This window comes from Aliiroseovarius salicola, assembly GCF_027891095.1.
Taxonomy (GTDB): Bacteria; Pseudomonadota; Alphaproteobacteria; order Rhodobacterales; family Rhodobacteraceae; genus Aliiroseovarius; species Aliiroseovarius salicola.
In genome coordinates this window covers 172,569-196,514 of record NZ_JAQIIO010000001.1, presented here as the reverse complement: position 1 = coordinate 196,514, position 23,946 = coordinate 172,569, and the positions used below count along the sequence as shown (strand labels likewise).

Annotated in this window: 22 protein-coding genes and 1 tRNA gene; 14 read left to right on the top strand and 9 right to left on the bottom strand. The window is 56.1% G+C overall.

The window, feature by feature from the left end; translation table 11 throughout:
- Positions 1-598: 598 nt before the first annotated feature.
- From pheS to O2N63_RS00945, 8 genes are all read left to right on the top strand, one after another.
- The gene (pheS, locus tag O2N63_RS00980; protein ID WP_271052171.1) at positions 599-1,672 is read left to right on the top strand and encodes a phenylalanine--tRNA ligase subunit alpha; all 1,074 of its coding nucleotides are present in this window, start codon (positions 599-601) and stop codon (positions 1,670-1,672) included.
- Positions 1,672-1,833 carry a hypothetical protein gene (locus tag O2N63_RS00975; RefSeq protein ID WP_271052170.1) on the top strand — a complete coding sequence of 54 codons (162 nt, stop codon included), beginning with the start codon at positions 1,672-1,674 and terminating at the stop codon, positions 1,831-1,833. Before pheS ends, O2N63_RS00975 begins: the two co-directional genes overlap by 1 nt.
- Positions 1,830-2,252, top strand: a complete 423-nt coding sequence (locus O2N63_RS00970) for an ASCH domain-containing protein (protein WP_271052169.1) — start codon at positions 1,830-1,832, stop codon at positions 2,250-2,252. Before O2N63_RS00975 ends, O2N63_RS00970 begins: the two co-directional genes overlap by 4 nt.
- 49 nt (positions 2,253-2,301) lie before the next feature.
- Positions 2,302-4,698 (top strand): phenylalanine--tRNA ligase subunit beta, encoded by a 2,397-nt coding sequence (gene pheT, locus O2N63_RS00965; RefSeq protein WP_271052168.1) that lies wholly within the window; start codon positions 2,302-2,304, stop codon positions 4,696-4,698.
- Positions 4,699-4,748: 50 nt separating this feature from the next.
- Positions 4,749-5,198 (top strand): YtoQ family protein, encoded by a 450-nt coding sequence (locus O2N63_RS00960; RefSeq protein WP_271052167.1) that lies wholly within the window; start codon positions 4,749-4,751, stop codon positions 5,196-5,198.
- 105 nt (positions 5,199-5,303) lie between these two features.
- Positions 5,304-5,738 (top strand): large conductance mechanosensitive channel protein MscL, encoded by a 435-nt coding sequence (gene mscL, locus O2N63_RS00955; RefSeq protein ID WP_271052166.1) that lies wholly within the window; start codon positions 5,304-5,306, stop codon positions 5,736-5,738.
- 112 nt (positions 5,739-5,850) lie between these two features.
- Positions 5,851-6,651 (top strand): mechanosensitive ion channel family protein, encoded by an 801-nt coding sequence (locus tag O2N63_RS00950; protein WP_271052164.1) that lies wholly within the window; start codon positions 5,851-5,853, stop codon positions 6,649-6,651.
- 94 nt (positions 6,652-6,745) lie between these two features.
- A tRNA-Met gene (locus tag O2N63_RS00945) sits at positions 6,746-6,822 on the top strand.
- A 178-nt stretch (positions 6,823-7,000) separates the two neighbouring features.
- Here O2N63_RS00945 and O2N63_RS00940 read toward each other — a convergent pair.
- From O2N63_RS00940 to O2N63_RS00925, 4 genes are all read right to left on the bottom strand, one after another.
- A complete protein-coding gene (locus tag O2N63_RS00940; protein WP_271052163.1) occupies positions 7,001-7,432 on the bottom strand; it encodes a universal stress protein in 432 nt (143 codons plus the stop codon).
- Complete coding sequence (locus O2N63_RS00935) at positions 7,429-10,041, bottom strand: TRAP transporter permease (RefSeq protein WP_271052162.1); 2,613 nt, start codon at positions 10,039-10,041, stop codon at positions 7,429-7,431. Before O2N63_RS00935 ends, O2N63_RS00940 begins: the two co-directional genes overlap by 4 nt.
- Positions 10,042-10,217: 176 nt before the next feature.
- On the bottom strand, positions 10,218-11,186 hold the full coding sequence (locus O2N63_RS00930) for a TAXI family TRAP transporter solute-binding subunit (protein WP_271052161.1): 969 nt from the start codon (positions 11,184-11,186) through the stop codon (positions 10,218-10,220).
- 32 nt (positions 11,187-11,218) lie between these two features.
- Positions 11,219-12,091 carry a MurR/RpiR family transcriptional regulator gene (locus O2N63_RS00925; protein WP_271052160.1) on the bottom strand — a complete coding sequence of 291 codons (873 nt, stop codon included), beginning with the start codon at positions 12,089-12,091 and terminating at the stop codon, positions 11,219-11,221.
- A gap of 118 nt (positions 12,092-12,209) precedes the next feature.
- Between O2N63_RS00925 and O2N63_RS00920 the strand changes: the two genes are divergently transcribed.
- Positions 12,210-13,529: an aspartate aminotransferase family protein gene (locus tag O2N63_RS00920; RefSeq protein ID WP_271052158.1), complete on the top strand. Its 1,320-nt coding sequence runs from the start codon at positions 12,210-12,212 to the stop codon at positions 13,527-13,529.
- A complete protein-coding gene (locus tag O2N63_RS00915; RefSeq protein ID WP_271052157.1) occupies positions 13,526-14,287 on the top strand; it encodes a BKACE family enzyme in 762 nt (253 codons plus the stop codon). The genes O2N63_RS00920 and O2N63_RS00915 overlap by 4 nt, the downstream gene beginning before the upstream one ends.
- 67 nt (positions 14,288-14,354) lie before the next feature.
- Here the strand turns inward: O2N63_RS00915 and ald are convergent, their stop codons facing one another.
- A complete protein-coding gene (ald, locus tag O2N63_RS00910) occupies positions 14,355-15,473 on the bottom strand; it encodes an alanine dehydrogenase (RefSeq protein ID WP_271052156.1) in 1,119 nt (372 codons plus the stop codon).
- Between the two features lie 155 nt (positions 15,474-15,628).
- On the opposite strand from ald, the gene O2N63_RS00905 reads away from it, so the two are divergent.
- Positions 15,629-16,087, top strand: a complete 459-nt coding sequence (locus O2N63_RS00905; protein ID WP_271052785.1) for an Lrp/AsnC family transcriptional regulator — start codon at positions 15,629-15,631, stop codon at positions 16,085-16,087.
- Between the two features lie 44 nt (positions 16,088-16,131).
- Here O2N63_RS00905 and O2N63_RS00900 read toward each other — a convergent pair whose 3' ends face one another.
- On the bottom strand, positions 16,132-17,373 hold the full coding sequence (locus tag O2N63_RS00900) for an MFS transporter (protein WP_271052155.1): 1,242 nt from the start codon (positions 17,371-17,373) through the stop codon (positions 16,132-16,134).
- Between the two features lie 97 nt (positions 17,374-17,470).
- Here O2N63_RS00900 and zapE point away from each other — a divergent pair, with 97 nt between their 5' ends.
- A complete protein-coding gene (gene zapE / locus O2N63_RS00895; protein WP_271052154.1) occupies positions 17,471-18,553 on the top strand; it encodes a cell division protein ZapE in 1,083 nt (360 codons plus the stop codon).
- A 468-nt stretch (positions 18,554-19,021) separates the two neighbouring features.
- On the opposite strand, the gene O2N63_RS00890 is transcribed toward zapE, so the two are convergent.
- The 3 genes from O2N63_RS00890 to O2N63_RS00880 form a co-directional block, all read right to left on the bottom strand.
- Positions 19,022-20,305, bottom strand: coding sequence for a bifunctional folylpolyglutamate synthase/dihydrofolate synthase (locus O2N63_RS00890; protein ID WP_271052153.1), 1,284 nt, complete (start codon positions 20,303-20,305; stop codon positions 19,022-19,024).
- A 100-nt stretch (positions 20,306-20,405) separates the two neighbouring features.
- Positions 20,406-21,338: an acetyl-CoA carboxylase, carboxyltransferase subunit beta gene (accD, locus tag O2N63_RS00885; protein ID WP_271052152.1), complete on the bottom strand. Its 933-nt coding sequence runs from the start codon at positions 21,336-21,338 to the stop codon at positions 20,406-20,408.
- A 24-nt stretch (positions 21,339-21,362) separates the two neighbouring features.
- Positions 21,363-22,304 carry a CPBP family intramembrane glutamic endopeptidase gene (locus tag O2N63_RS00880; RefSeq protein ID WP_271052151.1) on the bottom strand — a complete coding sequence of 314 codons (942 nt, stop codon included), beginning with the start codon at positions 22,302-22,304 and terminating at the stop codon, positions 21,363-21,365.
- A gap of 219 nt (positions 22,305-22,523) precedes the next feature.
- Here O2N63_RS00880 and O2N63_RS00875 point away from each other — a divergent pair, with 219 nt between their 5' ends.
- Positions 22,524-23,315: a DUF6478 family protein gene (locus O2N63_RS00875; protein WP_271052150.1), complete on the top strand. Its 792-nt coding sequence runs from the start codon at positions 22,524-22,526 to the stop codon at positions 23,313-23,315.
- A 41-nt stretch (positions 23,316-23,356) separates the two neighbouring features.
- Positions 23,357-23,734, top strand: a complete 378-nt coding sequence (locus tag O2N63_RS00870) for a hypothetical protein (RefSeq protein ID WP_271052149.1) — start codon at positions 23,357-23,359, stop codon at positions 23,732-23,734.
- The last annotated feature ends 212 nt before the right edge of the window (positions 23,735-23,946 follow it).

Genomic DNA, 23,946 nt, shown 5'->3' with positions numbered 1-23,946 from the left:
TGCGATACGAACTATGCCGTTGGCCAACTGGCGGTGGCCGAGACTTGTTAGATCTGTTGATGAACGCCGGGTTGTCTCCGGCTCGAACATGGGTGTTCTCGCGTTTGACTGCATCGCGCCGTTGTGGGCGATATCGGCTGCCATCTCTTTGGCGGGGAGAGCTCCGAAAGCGACCTTGCTTTCCAATCTCTCCGGTGTCGCATTCAGCATTTTTGCTGCGATGAGAATATCATGTAATTAAAAAATTGTTCATACAATGCAAATTCTCGCACAGTAGACGATCCTGTCATCCTGCGAAATTTTCTTCGTCGAAGTTGAACATCATGAAAAACACAGGATTAAAATAACGTCGATTGAATCAGAGACAGGGCGCAAGAGCGTGCGAATCGGCTTGCTAGGCTCTCTGAAGCCGCTCTGAGGGACCGCGGGTGAGCAGACTGAACCCGCTTAAGTCACGTTAATCAGAACTTGCCTGTCCGATCCCCCTTCGCATACTTGCGTTTTCGCGTCCCAATGGGTAGCACGGCAGGGTGCAAACCGGGGCATTCTCCGGGGGTGATCCGGTGCGATACCGCCGGCAGGAAACCAAGGGACGAAGATGGACGATCTGAGGCAGAAATACATCGACGCCGTGGCAGGGGCCGCGGATGAGGCCGCGCTGGAGGATATCCGCGTTCAGGCGGTGGGTAAGAAGGGCGAAGTGGCCCTGAAAATGCGTGAGCTGGGCAAGATGACGCCCGAAGAGCGTCAGGTCATGGGGCCAAAGCTCAACGCGCTGAAGGATGAGATCAATTCGGCCATTTCCGCCAAGAGATCCGCTCTGGCAGATGCCGCGCTGGACGAGCGCCTGCGCACCGAATGGCTCGACGTGACCCTGCCGGGACGCCCGCAGCGCCAAGGTACGATCCACCCGATTTCGCAAGTGACAGAAGAGATCAGCGCGATCTTTGGCGACATGGGATTTTCGGTCGCCGAAGGACCGCAGATCGAAAGCGACTGGTACAACTTCGACGCGCTGAACATCCCGCCGCACCACCCCGCGCGGCAGGAGTTTGACACGTTCTACATGCACCGCGACGAGGGCGATAATCGCCCGCCGCATGTGCTGCGCACCCACACCTCGCCGGTGCAGATCCGTTCGATGGAAAAGACCGGCGCGCCGATCCGCGTGATTGCACCGGGCCGGGTGTATCGCTCGGACTACGACCAGACCCACACGCCGATGTTCCATCAGGTTGAAGGGCTGGCGATCGACAAAGACATCTCGATGGCGAACCTGAAATGGACGCTGGAAGAGTTCTGCCGCGCGTTCTTTGAAATCGACGGGATCGAACTGCGTTTCCGCGCCTCGCACTTCCCCTTCACCGAACCGTCGGCCGAAGTCGACATTCGCTGTTCCTGGGCTGGTGGCACGCTGAAGCTGGGTGAAGGCGACGACTGGATGGAAATCCTCGGCTCCGGCATGGTGCACCCGAAAGTGCTGTCGGCGGCGGGCGTGAACCCCGACGAATGGCAGGGCTTTGCCTTTGGCCTCGGCATCGACCGTCTGGCCATGCTGAAATACGGCATCCCCGACCTGCGTGCCTTCTTCGACAGCGACCTGCGCTGGCTGCGCCACTACGGGTTCAGCTCGCTGGACGTCCCAACCATGCGTGGGGGGCTGTCGCGCTAATGCCGATCTGGATGAATGTCATTGTGGTTTTGGCGATGGGTGCGCTTGTCCTGTGGGGTATGCGTGGCCTTGCGCGATCCATTGATCAGTCGATGGAGAACGAGGACACCGATGACACATCCACTTCGTCGGACGCGGCGGATGAAGAGGACAAGACATGAGCGATGAGATGGAAGACCTGCAGGTCACCTATCCCGGTGCCGGGACGTTCAAGTTTGGCGACAGTGCCAAGCTGTCCAAGCGTCTGATCGACCTTGTCCGTGCGGGCAAGAAACGCGCCACCTGCGGTGCGCTGGCCGATTTCAGGGACGAACCCGAAGCGATGCCTGTCGTGGGCCGCACCGATATTGCCGCCAATTGGGATGGCACACCCGCGCTGGTGATCAAAACCGTGAAGGTCGAAGAAATCCGTTTTTGCGACGTCACCGAAGAGATGGCTCTGGCGGAAGGAGAAGATGATGACCTTGCCGGGTGGCGCAAAGGGCACGAAGCTTATTTCGCCCGCAATGGCGGGTTTGACCCGGAAATGATGCTTGTGTTTGAGCATTTTGAACTGATTGAGGATTTGGCCGACCGCTGAGCCGGGGCCATTAGGAACGCCGTCAGGGCAACCGACTGAGGAAACGAACATGAAATTCACAATCTCTTGGTTGAAAGACCACCTCGACACCGAAGCCTCGGTTGATGACATCGCTGAGGCCTGCACCGATCTGGGGCTGGAAGTCGAAGAGATCACAAACCCGATGGATCGTCTGGGGGCGTTCACGCTCGCCAAGGTGACACATGCGGAAAAACACCCGGATGCCGATCGTCTGCGCGTTTGTACGGTTCAGACCAACGAGGGCGAAAAGCAGATCGTCTGCGGGGCACCCAATGCGCGCGAAGGCATCACGGTGGTTCTTGCCAAGCCCGGCGATTATGTGCCCGGCATCGACGTGACCCTTTCTGTCGGCAAAATCCGCGGCGTGGAAAGCCACGGCATGATGGCGTCTGAGCGCGAGCTGGAATTGTCCGAAGAGCATGACGGCATTATTGAACTCCCTTCGGGCGAAGTCGGTGAGAAGTTTGTCGATTGGCTTGCCGCCAATGATCCCACCAAGGTGGACCCGGTTATCGAGATTGCGATTACACCGAACCGCCCCGATGCGCTCGGCGTGCGCGGCATTGCCCGCGATCTTGCCGCGCGTGGTCTGGGCACCCTGAAGCCCCTGAAGGAACATAAGGTCGAGGGTAGCTTTGATAGCCCGATCAATGTGACCATCGACGAAGATACCAAAGACGAGGCGCATGTGTTCATGGGCCGTCTGATCAAAGGTGTGAAGAACGGGCCATCTCCGGCTTGGTTGCAGGCGCGCCTGAAGGCGATTGGCTTGCGTCCCATCTCGGCACTGGTCGATATCACCAACTTCTTCACCTATGACATGAACCGCCCGCTGCACGTCTTTGACGCCGACAAGGTCAAAGGCGACCTGCGGGTGCATCGCTCCAAGGGTGGTGAGACGCTGATGGGGCTGGATGAGAAGGAATACACCTTCCCGGAAGGTGCAGTTGTGATCTCGGATGCCGAGGGCATTGAGTCCATTGGCGGCATCATGGGCGGCCTGCCGACCGGATGCACCGAAGAAACCACAAATGTCTTCCTTGAGGCCGCAGTTTGGGACACGATCCAGATTGCCAAGACAGGCCGCGCTCTGAAGATCAACTCCGACGCGCGCTATCGCAACGAACGCGGTATTGATCCTGCTTATAATGCGCCTGCGATTGAGGCTGCGACACAGATGATCCTTGATCTCTGCGGCGGCGAGCCCTCGAACGTGGTGACCGCGGGCGAAGTGCCGGATGTAGCGCGGGCCTATAAGCTCGATACAGACCGGGTGCAGAGCCTGGTTGGTATGGACATTCCTGCCGATGAGCAACGCGCGACCCTGACTGCGCTGGGCTTTGAACTGAACGGCGACATGGCGCATGTGCCGAGCTGGCGCCCGGACGTACTGGGGGAAGCCGATCTGGTGGAAGAGGTGGCCCGTGTGGCTTCGCTCACCAAGCTGGTTGGTAAGCCCCTGCCGCGCGCCCATGTGGGTGTGCCCAAGGCGATCCTGACCCCGATGCAGAAACGCGAAGGCATTGCGCGGCGCACCGTGGCGGCGCTGGGCTACAATGAATGCGTGACCTACAGCTTTATCGATCAGGCAAGCGCTGAACGCTTTGGTACCGGTGGGGATGAGGTGGCTTTGGCCAACCCGATCTCGTCTGAAATGAGCCACATGCGCCCGTCGCTTTTGCCCGGTCTTTTGCAGGCTGCTGCCCGTAATCAGGCGCGTGGCTTCATGGATCTGGCGCTGTTCGAAGTTGGTCCCGTGTTCAGCGGTGGTGAGCCGGACGAATACGAACAAATGGTCACTGGTATTCTGGTGGGTAACACCGGCCCGCGCGATCGTTTTGGCGCGCGCCGCCCGGTCGACACCTATGATGCCAAGGCAGATGTCGAGGCGGTGTTGAACGCAATTGGCGCCCCCGCCAAGCTGACCTTTGTGCGCGATATGAATGCCTGGTGGCACCCGGGCCGCTCGGCCAAACTGGGTCTGGGACCGAAGAACATTCTCGGTGCCTTTGGCGAGCTGCACCCGAAAACCATCTCTGAGATGGACGTGAAAGGCCCGGTTGTGGCCTTTGCCGTGCATCTGGCGAAAGTGCCCTTCCCGAAAGCCAAAGGCACGGGGCGTGCGGCGCTGGGCGCATCTGATCTGCAACCGGTCGAGCGTGACTTTGCCTTTGTCGTTGACGCGAATGTGGAAGCGATCAATCTGGTGAATGCAGCCGCAGGTGCCGACAAGGCGCTGATCACCGATGTGAACGTATTCGACGAATTCATCGGCGGCTCGCTGGGTGAGGGCAAGAAATCGCTCGCCATCACTGTCCGCATGCAACCCCGCAACGCGACCCTAACCGACAAGGATATCGAGGCCGTAAGCGCCAAGATTGTCCAGAAGGTTGAAAAGGCAACGGGCGGTACGCTGCGAAGCTAACCGTTGAAACATGGCCCCTTGGGGCCATGTCCCATTTCTGGAGAATGGCTATGGCATTGAACGTATATCTATCAGGTGAAATCCACACCGATTGGCGCGAGCAGATAATCTCGGCGTGCGATGGGCTTGATGTGAGCTTTTCCGCTCCGGTGACCGACCATGATGCGTCGGATGATTGCGGTGTGGCGATCCTCGGGGAAGAGCCAAACAAATATTGGCACGATCATAAAGGCGCGTTGATAAACGCGATCCGCACCCGCAAAGGCATCGAAGAGGCCGACGTGGTTGTGGTGCGTTTTGGCGAAAAATACCGCCAGTGGAATGCCGCCTTTGATGCTGGCTATGCTGCGGCCAAGGGCAAATCGCTGATTGTTCTGCAACAACCTGATCACGACCATGCCCTGAAAGAGGTGGACGCTGCCGCCCTGGCTGTTGCGCGCGAGCCGGGCCAGGTTGCTGAAATCTTGCGCTATGTCCTGACTGGTGTGCTCCCCTCCTGAGGGGAGTCCTTTATGCTAATTCCCCTGTTCCCAAACCCTGACGCGTCGCATTAGGGTAAAAGCACAAGCTGGTATAACCGGGCGTGAAACAGGGAAAGGGCGAGTATGCTACAAGAATTCAAGGATTTCATTGCCAAGGGCAATGTCATGGATATGGCCGTAGGGATCATTATCGGTGCGGCGTTCACAGCGATTGTGAAATCGATGGTTGGTGATTTGATCAACCCGTTCATCGGATTGTTCATGGGCGGCGTAGATTTCACCAACATGTACGCTGTGCTGTCTGGAACAGTTGCCGAAGGTGCTTCGTTGGACGCAGCTCGTGAAGCTGGCGCCGCCGTCTTCGCATATGGTGCCTTCATCATGGCCGTGATCAACTTCCTGATCATCGCTTTTGTGGTGTTCATGCTCGTGCGCTATGTGAACAAAGTGAAAGAAGCAGCCGAGAAGGAAGAGGAAGAAGTGGTTGAGGATGCACCTGAGGGTCCAACCGAGCTTGATCTTCTGACTGAAATTCGGGACGCTCTGAAGAAGGCCTGACCTGATCAGACAATCGCCGTAGATGCGGTGGCATATTTCGGGGCGGCTTTGAAGCCGTCCCTTTTTTGTGTGAATGAATGCCCCAGGTGGGGCGCAAACAAGAGATAGAACAATGAACGAGATTATTACTGGAGTGTGGGGGCCGCTTCTTTTGAGCGCGGCTCAGGCATTGGTGGTGCTGGTGATCGGTTGGGTCGTGGCCGGTCGCCTTGGAGCACTTGCGCGAAACCGTGTGAACCGGACCGAGGGCATCGACCCGACGCTGGGCAATTTTCTGGCAAGCATCGTAAAATGGGCCATTCTGGCGATGGTGCTGGTCGCGGTGCTGGGGATCTTTGGCATCGAAGCGACCAGCATTGTGGCGGTTCTGGGTGCGGCTTCTCTGGCGATTGGTCTGGCTCTGCAAGGCACGTTGTCGGATCTGGCCGCTGGCGTGATGTTGATCGTGTTCCGCCCATATAAATTGGGTGATCTCGTCGATATCAATGGCACAGCAGGTACAGTCAGGGATTTGAACCTTTTCGTGACCGAACTTGTAACGCCGGACAATGTTCAGATCATTGTGCCCAATGGGCAGGCATGGGGGGCTATCATCAAGAACTATTCTGCCCATGACACCCGTCGTGTTGATATGGTTTTTGGGATAGATTATGGCGATGACGCCAATGTGGCGATGGGGATCATACTGGATGTGGTCAAGGCTGACACGCGCGTGATGAACGATCCTGAACCCTGGGTGCGTGTGACCAATCTTGGCGACAGCTCGGTGGATCTGACCACGCGAATCTGGGTGGCTGCAGAGGATTATTGGGATGTGAAATTCCAACTGACCCAAGCAGTAAAAGAAACCTTTGATGCCAAGGGTATCTCGATCCCATATCCGCATACGGTCGAGATTCAGAAGAAAGCCTGAGCGGTGAAAAAATCCGGGCTTGGTGTCGGGAAATCGGACATTTCCATTTGACACCGCCCGCGCCTTGGAATACTCACCGCCCACGATATGAGATGGCGTGGTAGCTCAGCTGGTTAGAGCACAGCACTCATAATGCTGGGGTCGGCGGTTCAAGTCCGCCCCACGCTACCATATCAGGCCCAATCCAGCGGAGCCCTTCAAGGCCAAGTCGCTGCGACGACCAAAGGTAAGCCCCGCCAAATGGCGGGGCTTCTTTTGTTTCGGGACAGAGAAGAAATTTCGGAATTGCTCTCTTTAACAAAAAAACAGGCCCCCGAAGAGGCCTGCCTTGTTGGTTAAATCCGTGAGGTCAACGAACCACGTAAACTGACGCATCCGAATGTCGCACGATACGGGCGGCGTTCGGGCCAAGCAGATAATCTTTCAAATCGGGGCGATGTGCACCAATCACGATCAGGTCTGCTTTGTTCAGCTCTGCTGTTTGCAGCACCTTTTCGTAGACAGAGCCAATTGCAACGACGTGCCGGGTTTTGGCGTTTACATCAGCACCAAGCGTCTCTTCGCAAAACTCATTCAACAGTTCCTTGGCCTTGTCTTGTGCGGTGGTGACATGGTGGTCTTGCAGGTACACCCCCACAATATTGGCGCCGAAATCGGGGACCACAGTGACGATATCAAGCTGTGCGCTATCCATATCCGCGAGTTGCGCTGCCCTTTCGAGGACCTTGCGATCCTCTACCGGGCGATTGATGTCTACGGCGCAGAGAATGGTCTTGGTCATGCCGTCACTCCTTCTGCTTCAAGTTTGCGGGCTCGTCCGGTCTGCAAGAAAGCCACGAGGCCCAAAAGCATCAGCGCCGGGATGAACATCAGTTCTTTCGGAAGCTGATCTGCCGTCGCTTGAACGCTGGTGATCGCGACAGGATCATCACCGTAGAAATCAAACGACCCCAGTTGGTTCGACAGTTCCGTTCCAAAGGCCGGTTCATCCAGTCGCATCACGTCGCCTTCCGGAGCCAGCATCAGCCCAAGAGCCTGCAGGCGGGCGTCGGCCCCTTCAGCCTCTGGAACAACCAGCGGCACCGTCAGGTCTTTGACCTCAAGCGTGTCGAAGTCTGGTCCCGAGACCACTGTGCGCAAGGTGCTGCCCGGTTCAGCCGATTCCAGCGCCTGTACAAATCCAGCAGGTTCGATCACCTCAAACGGGGGCTGGATCTGGTTCATGAAGAAGCCGGGACGGAAGAGCGCAAAGGCTACAACCAGAAGGGCAACAGTCTCCCAAATCCGCGAGCGGGTCAGGAAGAAGCCCATCGTGCCTGCGGTAAAGACCAGAATGCCGATGGTTGCGATGATGAAGACAATGATGCCTTGCATCCATGTCACGTCGATCAGCAGGAGGTCCGTGTTAAATATGAACACAAACGGCAGGGCCACGGTGCGCAGGCTGTAGAAGAATGCGGTGAAGCCGGTGCGGATTGCATCCCCCCCTGACACGGCAGCAGCGGCGAAACTCGCCAGCCCCACAGGCGGTGTCACGTCTGCCATGATGCCAAAGTAGAACACGAAGAGGTGCACCGCGATCAGCGGCACGATCAGGCCCGATTGCGCCCCCAGTTCCACGACCACCCCAACCATCAGTGAGCTGACCACGATATAGTTCGCCGTGGTCGGCAGCCCCATCCCCAGGATCAGCGAGAGGATTGCCACGAAGATCAGCATCAGAATCAGATTGCCGCCCGAAAGGAACTCGACAAAATCCGCCATAACCTGACCGATGCCGGTCAGTGATACGGTGCCAACGATGATCCCGGCGGTCGCGGTTGCCAGGCCGATGCCGATCATATTGCGCGCACCGTCGATCATGCCTTCAATCCAATCGGTTACACCTTCACGCAGGCGACCCACTGGGTCGTTCTCACCTCGGAAAAGAGCCTTCAGCGATTTCTGTGTCAGAAGGATCGCAAACAGCAGCATGGTGGCCCAGAAGGCCGACAGCCCTGGTGACTTGCGTTCAATCATCAGGAAGTACACCAGCACGATGATCGGCAGCAGGTAGTAAAGACCGGATTTGTAAATCTTTGCCACATCTGGCAGCTCAACAACCTCGGCATTCGGATCATCAGGTTCCAGATCCTCGGTCTGAGACGCGAGGTAGATCAGGCCGATATAGATCGCCAAAAGCAGTGCAGCGAGGATCCAGCCGGATCCACCGGGCACCATGGCAACGATCAGTTTGACCGGGAATTGCGTGGCGTAACACAGCAATGCGAAGCCCGCGAAGAAGGCGAACATGCCACCGATGGTCTTACCCATCGACACAACCTTGTTGCCGATGGTAGGCATGTTGTTTTTTACCGCTTCAAGATGAACGATGTAGACCAGCGCGATGTAGGAGATCACGGCGGGCAGGAAGGCATGGGTGATCACTTCGACATAGGAAATGCCCACATATTCCACCATCAGGAAGGCCGCAGCCCCCATCACGGGTGGCATGATCTGACCGTTCACCGAGGAGGCCACTTCGACCGAGCCTGCCTTCTCTGCGCTGAATCCCACCCGCTTCATCAGCGGGATGGTGAAGGTGCCGGTGGTGACAACGTTGGCGATCGACGAGCCGGAAATAAGACCGGTCGCCGCAGACCCCACCACGGCTGCCTTGGCCGGGCCGCCACGAAGGTGGCCAAGTGCGCCAAAGGCCATCTTGATGAAGTAGTTGCCCGCCCCTGCCTTATCGAGCAGTGCGCCGAACAGGACAAACAAGAAGACGAATTTGGTTGAGACGCCCAGTGCGATCCCGAAGACACCTTCGGATGTGATCCACATGTGGCTCATGGCTTTGCGCAAACTCGCGCCTGCCCAGCGGATCTGATCTGGCACCACTTCAGATGACCCGAAGAAAACGTAGAACAGGAATACGATGGCGAGTGCCACCATCACGGGACCTAAGGTGCGATAAGCTGCAATAAACAGGAAAATCAGGCCAGCCAGACCAAAATAGGCGTCGGTGGCATCTGCCAAACCGCCATTGCTTACAATCTTGTCATAGAAGAAATAGCCATACATGGCGAGGAATGCCCCGCCGAGGCCAAGCCCCCAATCATACCAGGGGATTTTGTCACGCGGTGAGGATTTGAACAGCGGATAAGCCATGGCAGCCAAGAATATGGCAAAAGCCAGATGGATCTGGCGCGAGTTATTGATCAGATCACCACTCAACACATAGGCTGAGATCGGAGACGCCAAAAGCACCTGAAAGATAGACCAGATCAGAGCCACAACGGCAATCATTGTGCCGACCCATCCGGTCGGCGCGCGGGCACCACTATCGCTGGCGGCGACCAGTTCCTGTAGCTCTTCTTCGCTTAACGCGCGATTTTCGGCGTCAGTCATGAACGTTCTCCCCGTTCGTAGTTGTCACTGTCCAACATCTGGTTCCGCGAGATTACTGACTTTCACGTCAGGTTATGGCTCAGGCTGAACCGTCGTTCCACATCAACCAATTGCAGTGTTTCAGGATGCGGAAAGGTAATGGGCCGGAGGGAAACCCCCGGCCCATGCGTGCAGGCTTACTTAATGATGCCAGCTTCGCGATAGTACTTCTCGGCGCCAGGATGCAGCGGTGCAGACAGGCCAGCGGTTGCCATTTCTTCCGGAACCAGAACACCAAATGCCGGGTGCAGCCCCTTGAAGTCTTCGATGCTTTCAAAGACCGATTTGACCAGGGTATAGACAACGTCTTCCGACACTGTGTCCGAGCTTACGAATGTGGCGCCCACACCAAATGTCATGGTGTCTGCGTCATTGCCGCGATACATGCCGCCAGGAATGGTGGCCGAACGGTAGAACGAGTTGTCTGCGATCAGCTGATCAACTTCTGCGCCGGATACTTCCACAAGAACCGAGTCACATGCAGTGGTTGCTTCTTGGATCGAACCCGACGGGTGACCAACGGTGTAGACCATTGCGTCAATCTGGTTGTCGCACAGAGCAGCGGATTGCTCAGATGCTTTCAACTCGGTCGCCAGAGCGAAATCAGCAGTGGTCCAGCCCAGAGCAGCCAGAAGAACTTCCATAGTGCCGCGCTGTCCCGAACCCGGGTTGCCGATGTTTACACGCTTACCTTTGAGGTCAGCGAAAGTTTTGACGCCAGCATCCGCGCGGGCCACAACGGTGAAGGGTTCCGGGTGCACTGAGAAGACGGCACGCAGGCCTTCAAACGGGCCAGCTTCTTCGAATTTCGAGCTGCCGTTATAGGCGTGGTACTGCCAGTCAGATTGGGCCACACCAAATTCCAGCTCGCCTTCGCGAATGGTGTTGATGTTGTAGACCGAACCGCCAGTCGACTCGACTGAACAGCGCACGCCGTGATCGCGGCGGCCTTTGTTCACCAGGCGACAGATCGCGCCACCGGTCGGATAATAAACGCCGGTCACACCACCGGTGCCGATCGTGATGAACTCTTCGGCAAAGGCTGCCGGAGCCATCACACCAGCTGCGGCGATGCCGTATGCTGCAATTTTCAGCTTTTGGAACATTATGAATTCTCCCCTGTTCACTAAGTTGCTGGTTATACTAGATCTTCGTCCAAAACTTCGGACAGAAGACGGTTGCTATCCTCGACATTCGCGATCCGCAAGCGGGCTTTTTCACCTGCATGGCTGACGAGTTTGCCGATTATCACCTCAACCAGAAACATGGTCGAGACATAGGATGAGTAGAAATGTGGGCTAGCGCTGGGCAATACGAAACCCGCCTGTGCGTGGCGCAAGGCCGGGCAGGCATGTGTGTCGGTGATCACCACCACATAGGCACCTTGATTGCGGGCAATTTCCACCGCTCGAAGCACCTGCGGGGCGAAGGGCGGCTTGGTGACAACGACAAGTGCGTCATCTTTGGTCATGTTTGCCAGCCCGCTGCCAAGCGATGCTCCCATTCTGCCCAGAAGCTGCCAGTTTCCGGCAAACATGTTTGCCATATATGCCATGTATTCAACCACTCCCGTCGACCCCAGTGCCCCCAGCAGGCTGACAACCCGCGCACGGGCAAGGGTATCAATAGCTTGGTCGAGCAGCTGTAAATTGACGCTTTCAGGCAGCGTTTGAAGATTGGTTTGGCAAGCAGAGAGATGCGCGGTCATGAAGTCGGATTTGCCCGCGCCATGATCTTCCTGAAGCCTCTGTGCACGGCTGGCGAAATCACCCATGCGCTGGTCGATTTTGTCGCGCAATTCCTCGCGCAGTTCATCTAGGCCAGTGTATCCGAGCGCTTTTGACAGGCGGGTGAAAGCAGCAGGCGAAGAGCCACTGGCTTGTGCAACGGTCCGCAGGGGTCGCGTCGCCATGTCCAGCGGATGGTGCATGATATATTCCGCCGCGGCGCGCAGCGTGTCTGTCAGGTCGCCATACCGGGTGGTCAGGCGCTGTTCAAACGATGTCCGCAAACCTCCCCCCTTTGGCTGTCTGGACCCAATTTCGGGGATTGTTCATTTTGTTTCATGATATGTCAATACTTGACTTATTTGTTTCACAATGGATAAGGCGGGGTAGAACGAGGTTGCCATGTCACATATCTTTCCACGCCACACCCAATCACTTCCGCCCCTAGCTGATCATGGAGAAGGGGTATACCTCTTTGATAAATCAGGGAAAAAATACCTTGATGGTTCCGGGGGCGCCGCTGTGTCCTGTCTGGGGCACTCTGATTCCGACGTGCTTGATGCCATGCGGTCCCAGATGGATCGACTCGCTTTTGCGCATACAAGTTTTCTTACATCGCAGCCTGCCGAATCGCTGGCGGATCGCCTGATTGCCAACGCGCCGGATGGGATCGAGAAGGTTTATCTGGTCTCGGGCGGATCAGAAGCGGTGGAATCTGCCTTGAAACTCGCACGGCAATACATGCTGGAAACCGGACAAGGCAGCCGCACAAAATTCATTGCGCGCAAGCAGAGCTATCATGGCAATACGCTCGGTGCGCTGGGCACGGGGGGCAACATGTGGCGGCGTGAACCGTTTGACCCGGTGATGGTCTCGGCCAGCCATATTGACCCCTGTTATGAATATCGCCTGCGCGAAGACGGTGAAAGCGAAGAGGAATACGGTCTGCGGGCCGCCAGTGCGCTGGAAGAAGAAATCCTGCGTCAGGGACCGGAAAACGTCATCGGATTTCTTGCTGAACCTGTGGTTGGCGCAACTGCCGGGGCCGTGCCTGCGGTGGCAGGCTATTTCAAACGGATTCGCGAGATCTGCGACCAATATGGTGTGCTGCTGATCCTGGATGAAGTCATGTGTGGTATGGGTCGTACCGGCACTTTGTTTGCATGTGAGCAAGATGGGATTGCACCTGATATTGTGACCATAGCCAAGGGGCTGGGTGCAGGATACCAGCCGATCGGAGCAATGCTATGCTCTGGCCAGATCTATGATGCAATCGCCGCTGGATCAGGATTTTTCCAGCATGGCCATACCTATCTTGGCCACCCAATAGCCGCTGCGGCGGCGGATGCCGTGGTGAAAAAGCTGACCGAAGGCGGCATGGCCGCACGCTCTGCACAGATGGGAAATGTCCTGTTTGAGGCGCTGCAAGCCGAGTTTGGCCAGCACCCCAATGTGGGTGATATTCGTGGTCGTGGCATGTTTCGCGGGATTGAACTGGTTGCGGATCGTGACAGCAAAACACCGTTTGATCCGGACAGAAAAGTGGCGGCACAGCTCAAGAAAACCGCCTTTGAAAACGGGCTGATCTGTTATCCGATGAATGGCACGATTGATGGGCGCCACGGGGACCACATCCTGCTGGCTCCTCCGTTTATCATTTCTGAAGATCAAATCGGAGAGCTCGTCGACAAACTTTCACGCAGTCTTGGGCAAGTGCTGTGACCCCACTCCCAAAGATTATGGTGGCCCCAAATGGAGCGCGAAAGGGCAAGGTGGATCATCCAGCCCTGCCGATCACCAAGGATGAGATTGTTGTTTGCGCGCGCGACTGCTTTGATGCCGGAGCAGATGGGCTGCACCTGCATATCCGTGATGCGGATGGCGGGCATTTGCTGGACGTCGAAACTTATCAGGAAGTTTTGGCCGCCTTGAAGGTTGAAGTGCCTGATATGGCGATACAGATCACAACCGAAGCCGTTGGGATCTATGCGCCTGACGTGCAGAAACAAGTCGCGCTTGAGGTTGGGGCGAATCTGGTTTCCGTTTCGATTGCCGAGATGTGTCGCGATGATGAAACGGGCGCGCGGGAGTTTTATGAAACCTGTGCAGCGCGTGGCATTGCGATCCAGCACATTCTATATGGTCGTGAAGATTGTGCGCTATTGGCGCGTGTCTTGCCAAAAGCGATGTTTTGCGACCGATCCCTGCAACTGCTCTTCGTGTTAGGGCGCTACAGTGACGGGCAGGTTTCACAACCCAGCGAATTACAACCGTTCTTGTATTGGATGGAAGAGAATGCGTTGACCCCGGATTGGGGGCTTTGTGCCTTTGGTCCCCATGAAACGGATTGCCTTGTGGCCGCATATCGGGCCGGAGGCAAATGCCGGATCGGATTTGAAAACTCATTCTTCATGGCAGATGGCTGCATTGCGCAGGACAATGCCGCACGGGTGACCGAGCTTGTGTCGCGCATCAGCTGACCTTGCCCTCTAGATAAAAATGGCCCCACCAATTGGCGGGGCCTTCTGATGTCCGGGAGGAGGACTATCAGATTTGCAGTGCTTCTTCACCCGTGATTGTGTCGAGGCCAAGTGCTTCACCTACAGCGGCGTAGGTCAACTTGCCTGCATGCACGTTCAGGCCGTTCAGCAGGTGTTTGTCAGCAGCACAGGCTTCTTTCCAACCTTTGTCTGCCAGCGATAGCATGAAGGGCATGGTGGCGTTGCCAAGTGCGATGGTCGAAGTGCGGGCCACAGCACCTGGCATGTTGGCCACGCAATAGTGCATCACACCGTCAACCTCATAAATCGGGTCGGCATGGGTGGTGGCACGCGAGGTCTCAAAGCAACCGCCTTGGTCGATAGCCACGTCCACCAGAACCGCGCCCGGTTTCATGGTCGAGAGTTGTTCGCGCGAGATCAGTTTTGGTGCAGCCGCACCCGGGATCAGAACCGCACCGATCACCATATCGGCGGTCTCGATCAGCTCGGCAGTGGCCGCGGCGGTCGAGTATTGGTTCTTGAAGGTGCCACCAAAGACGTCATCGAGATAGCGCAGGCGTGGCAGCGAGCGATCCAGAATGGTCACATCTGCGCCCATACCAGCAGCGATCTTTGCGGCGTGGGTGCCGACGACACCGCCGCCGATTACAACCACTTTGGCTGGGCCAACGCCGGGAACGCCACCCATCAGAACACCGCGACCACCGTTGGCCTTTTGCAGTGTCCAGGACCCAACCTGCGGGGCCAGACGACCGGCGACTTCCGACATCGGCGCCAGCAGGGGCAGGCCGCCACGGTCATCGGTCACGGTTTCATAGGCGATGCAGGTGGCACCCGACGCGATCAGGTCATGGGTCTGATCAGGATCGGGAGCGAGGTGCAGATAGGTAAAGAGCAACTGGCCTTCGCGCAGCATCTTGCGCTCAACGGCTTGAGGTTCCTTCACCTTGACGATCATGTCAGCCTTGGCAAACACCTCTTCGGCAGTGCCAAGAACGGTTGCGCCAACGGCTTGGTAATCTTCATCTGAAAAACCAGCGCCCATACCGGCGTTGGTTTCCACGATCACCGAGTGACCGCGGCCAATGGCTTCACCTGCGGCAGCCGGGGTCAGGCCTACGCGGAATTCTTGGGGTTTGATCTCTTTTGGGCATCCGATCAGCATGGGTGTCTCCTCTTACCTGTGCTGTTGTTCTTAAACTGCCCTAATTTTGTGCAGAAAACGGATGCAATTGTTTTGTAAATTCTACTGTATTTGATATGTTAAGTTCGAAGAAATTAGCGCAATTTCCCAGAAATGCGCAAGAAATGTGTGAGAAGATGGAACTCGACAGTATAGATCGTCGCATCCTTGGGGTGTTGCAGAAGGCTGGAAGAATCTCCAATGCCGACCTTTCTGAGCGGGTGAACCTTTCGCCCTCAGCTTGCCATCGCCGTGTGCAGCGGCTGGAGCAGGAAGGGTATATCAAAGACTATGTTGCCCTTTTGGATGCGCGAAAGATGGGATGTCCGTCGACCGTATTCGTAGAGATTACACTGTCGGGGCAAGCAGATGAAGTGCTGGATGCGTTTGAGCGTGAAGTTGCCTTGGTGCCGGATGTGCTTGAATGTCACCTGATGGCGGGCAAATCTGACTATCTTTTGAAAGTGGTTGCTGAAAGCACAGAGGACTTTGCGCGCATCCACCGCCAGTATTTGGCGCGTCTACCAGGGGTGTTGGGGATGCAGTCCAGCTTTGCCCTGCGCACCGTATTTAAGACCACGGCACTTCCAGTTTGATCGAATGCTAAGAACGTGACTGCGCGGGCACTCCAGTAGTGGCGTCACGCCAGTCGTGCCTTAAGTGGGCTTTCCTTGATGGGCAGATGCACAATGGCCGAGAACGCCCCCACACCGATGCCGATCCACCACACAAAGGTGTAATCTCCATAAGCGTCATACATCCGCCCTCCCAACCAGACGCCCAGGAAACTGCCCAGCTGGTGCGAGAAAAAGACGATGCCGTAGAGCGTCCCCATAAATCTGAGGCCATAGATATGGGCGACCAGCCCCGAGGTCAGCGGCACGGTTGCCAGCCAAAGTGAGCCCATAGCGATGGAGAATATGATCACAGACGTCGGTGTGATCGGCATCAAGATAAAGACGGCGGCAACTAGAGTGCGGCCGGTGTAAATTGCGGCGAGCAGGTATTTCTTGGAATAGGTCTTGCCCAGATACCCTGCCAACAGTGTGCCAGCAATATTCGCAAGGCCAATCAGGGAAATCGAAACCGCACCAAGCGCCGATGTTGTGGACACTCCAATCGAGGCCAGTGTTCCCGAGGGATCAATGGCCCCGCACATCTCGGTCACAAAGGCTGGGAAATGCGCCGTGATGAAGGCAAGCTGGTAACCACAAGAAAAGAAACCCAGGAAGATCAGCGTATAGCTTGGATCTCGGAACGCCTTGATCAGAATCTCACCCAAACTCTCTTCAAGTTCGGTTTTGCTGGCGGTGCTGTCAGATTTCATCAATGGCAACAATGCCAGTACGGCGATGATCGCGGCGGCGAAGACAACAAACACGTTCTGCCATGTCATGAACCCAAGCATGAACTCGGCAACTGGGGCGCCCACCACTTGACCGGCTGAACCGGCTGCGGTGGCGATTGCAAGAGCCATCGAGCGGTTCTCGTCACTGGCGGCGCGGCCCACGACAGCAAGGATGACACCAAAGCCTGTGCCAGCAATCCCAAAACCCACGGCAATTTCAAGGAACTGATGCGCCTCAGGAGAGACCGCATAGGAAGACGCGACCAGCCCAAAGGCGTAAATCAGAGCCCCCATGATGATCGCTTTGCGATCCCCGATCTTTTCGGCGATGGCACCAAAGATCGGCTGACCGATCCCCCAAGCGAGGTTCTGGATGGCAATTGCCAGCGAAAACTCGGCCCGAGGCCAGTTGAACTCCTGCGCAATCGGGATCTGAAACACACCAAAACTGGCGCGGATCGCGAAATTGACCAAGATGATAATGCAGCCAACCACAAGGATCGGCGTGATAAGGGGCGCGCGCGTTTCTGTCATGTGTAGAGCATGTCAAAACCAGCCAAATGGTCAATTCTTCGTTTCTGATGTGTCAGTTCATCTTTCCTTATCTGACGTCACGATTTATGGATCAGGAATGAGCAGTCTTACGGAAATTTATAATGATTTGGCCCGAAAGGGCGAGATTACCCCAGACCCCGCACAGGAAACCGTTCTTCCTGCACTGGAAGATGTGCGGGTGCACCTTGAGGCCGCACCAGTGCGCAAGCGTGGCATCCTTGGTGGCCTGTTCCACAAGCCGGTTGAAGTGCCGCAGGGGTTGTACCTTTGGGGCGGGGTCGGGCGTGGCAAGTCCATGTTGATGGATCTGTTTGTCGAGAATTTGGATATTTCCGCAAAGCGACGCGTGCATTTTCATGCCTTTATGCAAGAGGTGCATGAAGGGCTGAATGCAGCCCGCAAAACCGGCGTGGATGATCCTTTGGGTCCAGTGGCTGACAAGATTGCAGCAGATGTGCGGCTGTTTGCGTTTGATGAAATGCAAATCACCGACATCACCGATGCGATGATTGTTGGGCGGCTGTTCGAAAAGCTGTTCGAGGCCGGGGTTGTGGTTGTGACCACGTCCAACCGACATCCAGATGATCTTTATAAGGACGGCCTGAACCGTCAACTGTTCTTGCCCTTTATCCAGCTGATCAAGGATCAGATGGTGGTGCATGAATTGATCAGCCCAAATGACTATAGGCAGGATCGTCTGGCGGGAGGGCAGGTGTATTTCACACCTGCGGATGCCGAAGCACGCCGAGAAATCGATCAGATCTGGTCGGATCTGTCGGGGGGCTCCGCAGAGCCACTTACACTGACAATCAAAGGACGTGACGTCGTCATCCCGTCGTTCCGAAATGGCGCTGGGCGGGCCGGGTTTCATGACCTGTGTGGCGCGATGCTTGGTCCCCGCGATTATCTCGTCATCGCAGATGCGCTGAAAGTGCTGGTTCTGGAAAACATTCCCCGTCTTAGTCGGTCAAACTTTAATGAAGCCAAGCGGTTTGTCACGTTGATTGATGCGCTCTATGAGGCAAAGGTTCGGCTGATTGCATCTGCCGCGGCGCAGCCTGAAATGCTCTATGTCGAAGGGGAGGGGTCGTTCGAATTCGAGCGCACGGCCAGCCGTCTTCGAGAAATGCAAGACAAGGACTGGGGTCGCACCGACTGACTGCCAACAAAAAGGGGCCGCTCGTTGGCGACCCCGCTGGCGATCTCACTGCTCGATTGTGTCCGCCTGCTTAATTCGTCTAGTTGTGTCCCTTGCCAATCATAGGTGGGCGCATGTTTTACAGCGTCCTTATAATGGCCATTGCACCATCATGGGCAATTGTGATCACATTCGCCATTTTGGCGTTTTTTAGCGATGCAAGTCGCTATTTTTATTGGTCTTCGTACTGCTCAACAGGTTTGTCCGCTCAGGCGAACTGATTGCCCGTAGAATATCCTATATATAGAATTTTTTGGGGCAATTCGTCAATATTGTGGGGTCACATCAATATCTGCACCCTAGGATTGAGAAAAACTGAGTCGTTTCAGTGGGATGAGTCGCAAAGCTCATTTTGTATTGTTTCACACAGAATATTTTTTTTGTGATCACGAGCGAAAAATTCGAGGAAATCCCCGGTGTGGACGCAAATCACCCGTTGGTTTTCAGGATATCTCCGGCGAGGTAAAGCGAACCGCAAATCAACACGCGGCAGGTTGGGTCCTGCTTGATCAAGGCCGAGAGTGCAGCCTCGGCGCTTTCTGCTGTCTTTGCGTCCATTCCAACGGCCCGTGCCTCGGATGCAGTGGTCTCAGCAGGCAGCGTGTTGATCTCATTCGGGATCGAAATGGCGGTCAGACTGTCGGCAACTGCGGCTAGGGGATGAAGATAGCCAGCAATGTCCTTGGTGTTCAGCATCCCGCAGATGAGGTGGGTTGGGCGCTTCGGCAGGTCACTCAGGACTTTTGCAAGAGTTTCGCCTGCTGCGGGGTTGTGTCCTCCGTCCAGCCACAGTTCAGCATCACCAGCGGCGTCCACCAGCGGACCGGTTTTCAGCCGTTGCATTCGAGCGGGCCAGGTTACGTCTAGCATCGCGGCTTCGCACGCTTCTTCGCCATATCCGAGCACACGAAGGGCGGCGATGGTGGCGCCGGCGTTTTCGATCTGATGCGGGCCGATCAGGGTGGGCAGAGGCAGGTCGAGCAATCCGTTTTCGTCCTGAAAGATCAGGCGTCCACGTTCTTCCCACATGTGCCAGTGCTGGCCATGGATAAAGAGTGGGCAGCCCAGTTTGGCAGCGCGGGCCTCAATCACATCGAGCGCCTCGTCCGGCTGCGGTCCCACCACACAGGGGACGCCGCGTTTCAGGATCCCGGCTTTCTCACCGGCAATGGCTGTGAGGGTGTCCCCCAGAAACTGGGTGTGGTCGATCGAGATCGGGGTGATGATGGTCAGGGCTGGTTTCTCAACCACATTGGTGGCGTCCAGCCGTCCGCCCAGTCCGGTTTCCAGAAGTGTGTAATCCCCCGGCGTTTCGGCAAACGCCATCAGACCTGCAACAGTGGTGATTTCAAAATAGGTGATGTTTTCGCCGCCGTTCTTCTCATAACAGTGATCAAGCACCTCGGTCAGAGCGTCTTCGGAAATCAGTTCGCCCGCCAGACGGATGCGTTCGTGAAACCGGGCCAGATGCGGTGAGGTATAGGCGTGCACGCGTTTACCCACGCCTTCCAGCCCAGCCAGCAACATAGCTTGAGTTGAGCCTTTGCCATTGGTGCCCGCAAGATGGATCACCGGAGGCAGCTTGTCCTGCGGATTGCCCACCTGTTCCAGCAGCCGCCAGACCCGATCCAGTGTCAGGTCAATGATCTTCGGGTGCAGGGCCATCATGCGATCAAGGATGACATCGGACGAGGGGGCAGGGGTGTTGGTCATGGTGATCTCGTTCAAACAAGCGTTCACTTTCCCCTATCCGGTTTCACCCGGATAAGAGAGGTGGTTTGCGACCCATTCAGGGCAACATGCGCGTCAAATCTCAGCCTTTGGCAGCGGCCTCTTGGGGCTCTTCCGCGTCCTCGGCGGTTTCCTCTGGGGCAGGCAAGTCGCCTGCGACCGCTGGACCCTGCCCGGTCAGCATACGCAAAATCGTGACCAGCTCGGACTTCATGGCCTTGCGGTGTGTCACGCGATCAAGCATCCCGTGATCCAGCAAGTATTCGGCGCGTTGGAACCCTTCGGGCAGTTTTTCGCGGATGGTCTGTTCGATCACGCGGGGACCGGCAAAGCAGATCAGCGCGTTGGGTTCCGCGATGTGAACGTCACCCAGCATTGCATAAGACGCTGTCACGCCCCCGGTGGTCGGGTGGGTTAGCACAACAATATACGGCAGGCCTGCTTCTTTCAGCATCTGCACAGCAACAGTGGTGCGGGGCATTTGCATTAGTGACAGGATGCCTTCTTGCATCCGTGCACCACCAGCAGCGGAAAACAGTACCAGCGGGCGTTTCATTGCGACGGCACGTTCGGCGGCCGCGATGATGGCGTTGCCGACATACATGCCCATGGAACCGCCCATGAAGCTAAAGTCCTGGGCTGCGGCCACAATCGGGGTGCGCCCAATCTCACCTTCTGCCACCAGCATCGCTTCGCGTTCGCCGGTTGCCTTGCGGGCACCCTTCATCCGCTCGGGATATTTCTTCTGATCCTTGAACTGCAAAGGATCGTCGATCGGTGCAGGTACCTCAACCTCGGTGAATACACCGCCATCAAATAACCCGGTAAAGCGTTCCCGTGGGGTGATCGCCATGTGGTGGTCGCAATTCGTGCAGACATTCAGGTTCTCGGCCAGCTCGCGGTGAAAGAGCATGGAGCCGCATTCCTTGCATTTGGTCCAAAGGTTCTCAGGCACCTCACGGCGCGAGAACAGGGAGTTGATGCGTGGGCGGACGTAGTTCGAGATCCAGTTCATCGCCATATCCTTCGTCGTTTGGGCCTAAGTAATCTTACCCGACGGCATTTGCAATTGCTTGTCGGTATTTGAGGGGGGGTAAAGCCAGAACCACCAGAAAAGGAAGGCCAGAACCATCAGCGAGGTTTGGGTCAGGATAGAGGCGCTGACATAGGTGCTGGTCAGGACGGGATTTGAAAGAAACAGGGAAAGCCCGTCCAGTATGCCCTGATTCCCGATCACCACCAGACCGGCGTTGTTTGCCATGTGCAATCCAGCAGCAGCGCCGATATTCCCGGTGCGCAAGGTGATGAGCGCCAGAATGATTCCGGCAATTGTGGTGTGCAGCACGTAGAAATAGGCATTCACGCCGTAGGTCGAGATGTCGAAATGCAGAATGCCGAACAGGAAAGACGGCAGCACGGCCCAGAGCCAGATCGAAGAAAAACGCGCGCGCAGTTGTTGGAGCAGATAGCCGCGAAAGACCAGCTCCTCCGCCATGATTTGCATAAAGATCAACGCGAGGCTTGGCACCAGAAGTGTCAGCCAAAGCGATATGGGCATGTTTTGCTGAAGTTCGGGCTGAGGGTGTTCCCCGCTGGGTATTAGCCCGACCCCTTCGATGAAAAGCCCCAGGAAGACCAAACAAACCGCCGCTCCAAACCCATAAGAAAAGTGGCGCCACATGATCTGTCCGCTTGGACCGAACAAGCTGCGATAGTTGCGTTTGTGTAGGAACCGTACCACCAGCCAGAGGCCGATATGATACCCAAGGAACGTGGCGAAAAACACCATGGTCTGCGCGGGTGTGCTTGCGCCAAGGATGGACTGTGGAGTGATCCCCAGAGCCAGCCCCCCAGCGATAAAAAGTACAAATGTGGCGGCAAAGAACGCCACATGGATCAAAATAATTCCGAGCAGGCTGCGCCATAGCTCTCGGCGTTCCATGGCGGGCTGCCAAAACGAATTGGGGATTTGCTCATTCATTGTCATTCTCTGAAACTTACTGCCTGTCCTGTGGGTGGCAACGGGGAAATGCTGATATTGTGCGACGCATTGCGGCGGTCTTTCCGAAAAAGAGACAGATCAAGAGGACATGCCGCGAAATTGCCAAGCCGTTTGTGGAATTGAAACTATTCAGTTTGAAAATCGAAACAATCGCCATAAAGATGGCACTGTCAAAGAGTTAACACGAGTCACGCTCTCATGCCCAACCGCGTCATCGGTATTCGACATCGCCTTATCCAGTGGCGCGCAACGCGACATTGGGGGCGTTTGGCGCGTAAGGTGCGTGAATATGATCTCTCGACATTACGAAAATTGCGTGGATCAGCGCGCCATCTGCGCGCCCAACTGGATCATGTGATCCGGGTGGCAGACAGTCGATTGGCACTGCCGATGGTGGGCTCAAACGCTTTTCCAAAACCACTCTTTTGCGACTGGTCCTATCGACCGGAACTGTGGCGGATGCCCATTTCACCAATCGGATTGGCTGCGGCTCCTACCAAATCCACTTTTGGTGAAGAGGTGATGCTGTTTCACGATTGCCGTAGCTCTGAACTGACAGTACGGCAGGTGCGCAATACCAGAGAGGATGACCTTGCACCATTTGGTCTGCGCATGGATGTGTTCCGTTTTGACGGGTCTTTCCTGTCGCTGGTGATCGAGATGCCCGCCGCCTCTGTCGACGATTTGAAGCAACGCCACCTTGTGCGGATGAATGCCGTGGTCGAGATGGAAAAGAAGCTCGAGATTTTCACACGCCTCAACATCAAACATGGCCCCAATACGGAACAGCTGGTGCGCGAGCTTCCGTTTGAAGATCTGAGCGAGGATGGACGAGCAGAGGTCGAAGTTGAGTTCGACCTGGCTTATACAAATATGAACGAAAAGCGCGTAGAGCGGATGTGGGTCGATCTGGTGATCGAAAATCCAGAGATGAGCCAGATTGTATTGCGAGACATAAACATCAGCAGACGCCCGCGTGCTGAAGTGTGATCGCAGTTGAGCATTTCCTCCGTATTGCAAAGGACTGACATATGTCTGACATGACTTTGACCAAAGCACGCATTCATGCCGGTGTATGGGAAGGAGTGCTGGATGTGGGGAGCATGCTAGACCTGCCGGATCTTGAGGTCAGCCATCTGGCCAAACCTATTGGCGGAATGACAATCGAAGAGGATCCGGACCACCGTGGCAACTATTTGGTGCGCGTGCCGATCCCGGTTGAAGTTCTGAACGATGGGGTGCAGACCTTCGTGATTTCCGACACGGAAACAGGGGACCGGCTTGCCCACTTCTCCATCGTGACGGGCCAGCCTGTCGGCGATGATATCGTGGCAGAAATGGATTTGTTACGCGCAGAGCTGGACATGCTCAAACGCGCCTTCCGTAAACATTGCCTCGAGACGATGTAACCTATGGTGCTGCGTCCGCGCATTCCGATCAGTGCGCGCCTTGTCGGGCAGAAAGTTCGGTATGATGGGCGCGCCAAGTCTTTGCCCTCCGCACCGAGGCCAGCCCGTCTTGCGGAACGACATTTCTTTACAGCGGGCATCACAATGGCCAATTGCGCGCGGGGTTTGGAGCGACTGCAGCTGCTCTGCGTAAGGCAGACATACGTTGTTTT

Coding starts and splice junctions, on each gene's coding strand:
- O2N63_RS00875 (WP_271052150.1), top strand. CDS start 22,524: ATGCCCAACCGCGTCATCGGTATTCGACATCGCCTTATCCAGTGGCGC.
- O2N63_RS00960 (WP_271052167.1), top strand. CDS start 4,749: ATGGCATTGAACGTATATCTATCAGGTGAAATCCACACCGATTGGCGC.
- O2N63_RS00930 (WP_271052161.1), bottom strand. CDS start 11,186: ATGTTCCAAAAGCTGAAAATTGCAGCATACGGCATCGCCGCAGCTGGT.
- O2N63_RS00890 (WP_271052153.1), bottom strand. CDS start 20,305: ATGACCAACACCCCTGCCCCCTCGTCCGATGTCATCCTTGATCGCATG.
- O2N63_RS00970 (WP_271052169.1), top strand. CDS start 1,830: ATGAGCGATGAGATGGAAGACCTGCAGGTCACCTATCCCGGTGCCGGG.
- O2N63_RS00870 (WP_271052149.1), top strand. CDS start 23,357: ATGTCTGACATGACTTTGACCAAAGCACGCATTCATGCCGGTGTATGG.
- O2N63_RS00940 (WP_271052163.1), bottom strand. CDS start 7,432: ATGACCAAGACCATTCTCTGCGCCGTAGACATCAATCGCCCGGTAGAG.
- accD (WP_271052152.1), bottom strand. CDS start 21,338: ATGAACTGGATCTCGAACTACGTCCGCCCACGCATCAACTCCCTGTTC.
- O2N63_RS00920 (WP_271052158.1), top strand. CDS start 12,210: ATGTCACATATCTTTCCACGCCACACCCAATCACTTCCGCCCCTAGCT.
- O2N63_RS00880 (WP_271052151.1), bottom strand. CDS start 22,304: ATGAATGAGCAAATCCCCAATTCGTTTTGGCAGCCCGCCATGGAACGC.
- zapE (WP_271052154.1), top strand. CDS start 17,471: ATGAGCAGTCTTACGGAAATTTATAATGATTTGGCCCGAAAGGGCGAG.
- O2N63_RS00975 (WP_271052170.1), top strand. CDS start 1,672: ATGCCGATCTGGATGAATGTCATTGTGGTTTTGGCGATGGGTGCGCTT.
- pheT (WP_271052168.1), top strand. CDS start 2,302: ATGAAATTCACAATCTCTTGGTTGAAAGACCACCTCGACACCGAAGCC.
- O2N63_RS00935 (WP_271052162.1), bottom strand. CDS start 10,041: ATGACTGACGCCGAAAATCGCGCGTTAAGCGAAGAAGAGCTACAGGAA.
- O2N63_RS00950 (WP_271052164.1), top strand. CDS start 5,851: ATGAACGAGATTATTACTGGAGTGTGGGGGCCGCTTCTTTTGAGCGCG.
- pheS (WP_271052171.1), top strand. CDS start 599: ATGGACGATCTGAGGCAGAAATACATCGACGCCGTGGCAGGGGCCGCG.
- O2N63_RS00900 (WP_271052155.1), bottom strand. CDS start 17,373: ATGACAGAAACGCGCGCGCCCCTTATCACGCCGATCCTTGTGGTTGGC.
- O2N63_RS00905 (WP_271052785.1), top strand. CDS start 15,629: ATGGAACTCGACAGTATAGATCGTCGCATCCTTGGGGTGTTGCAGAAG.
- mscL (WP_271052166.1), top strand. CDS start 5,304: ATGCTACAAGAATTCAAGGATTTCATTGCCAAGGGCAATGTCATGGAT.
- ald (WP_271052156.1), bottom strand. CDS start 15,473: ATGCTGATCGGATGCCCAAAAGAGATCAAACCCCAAGAATTCCGCGTA.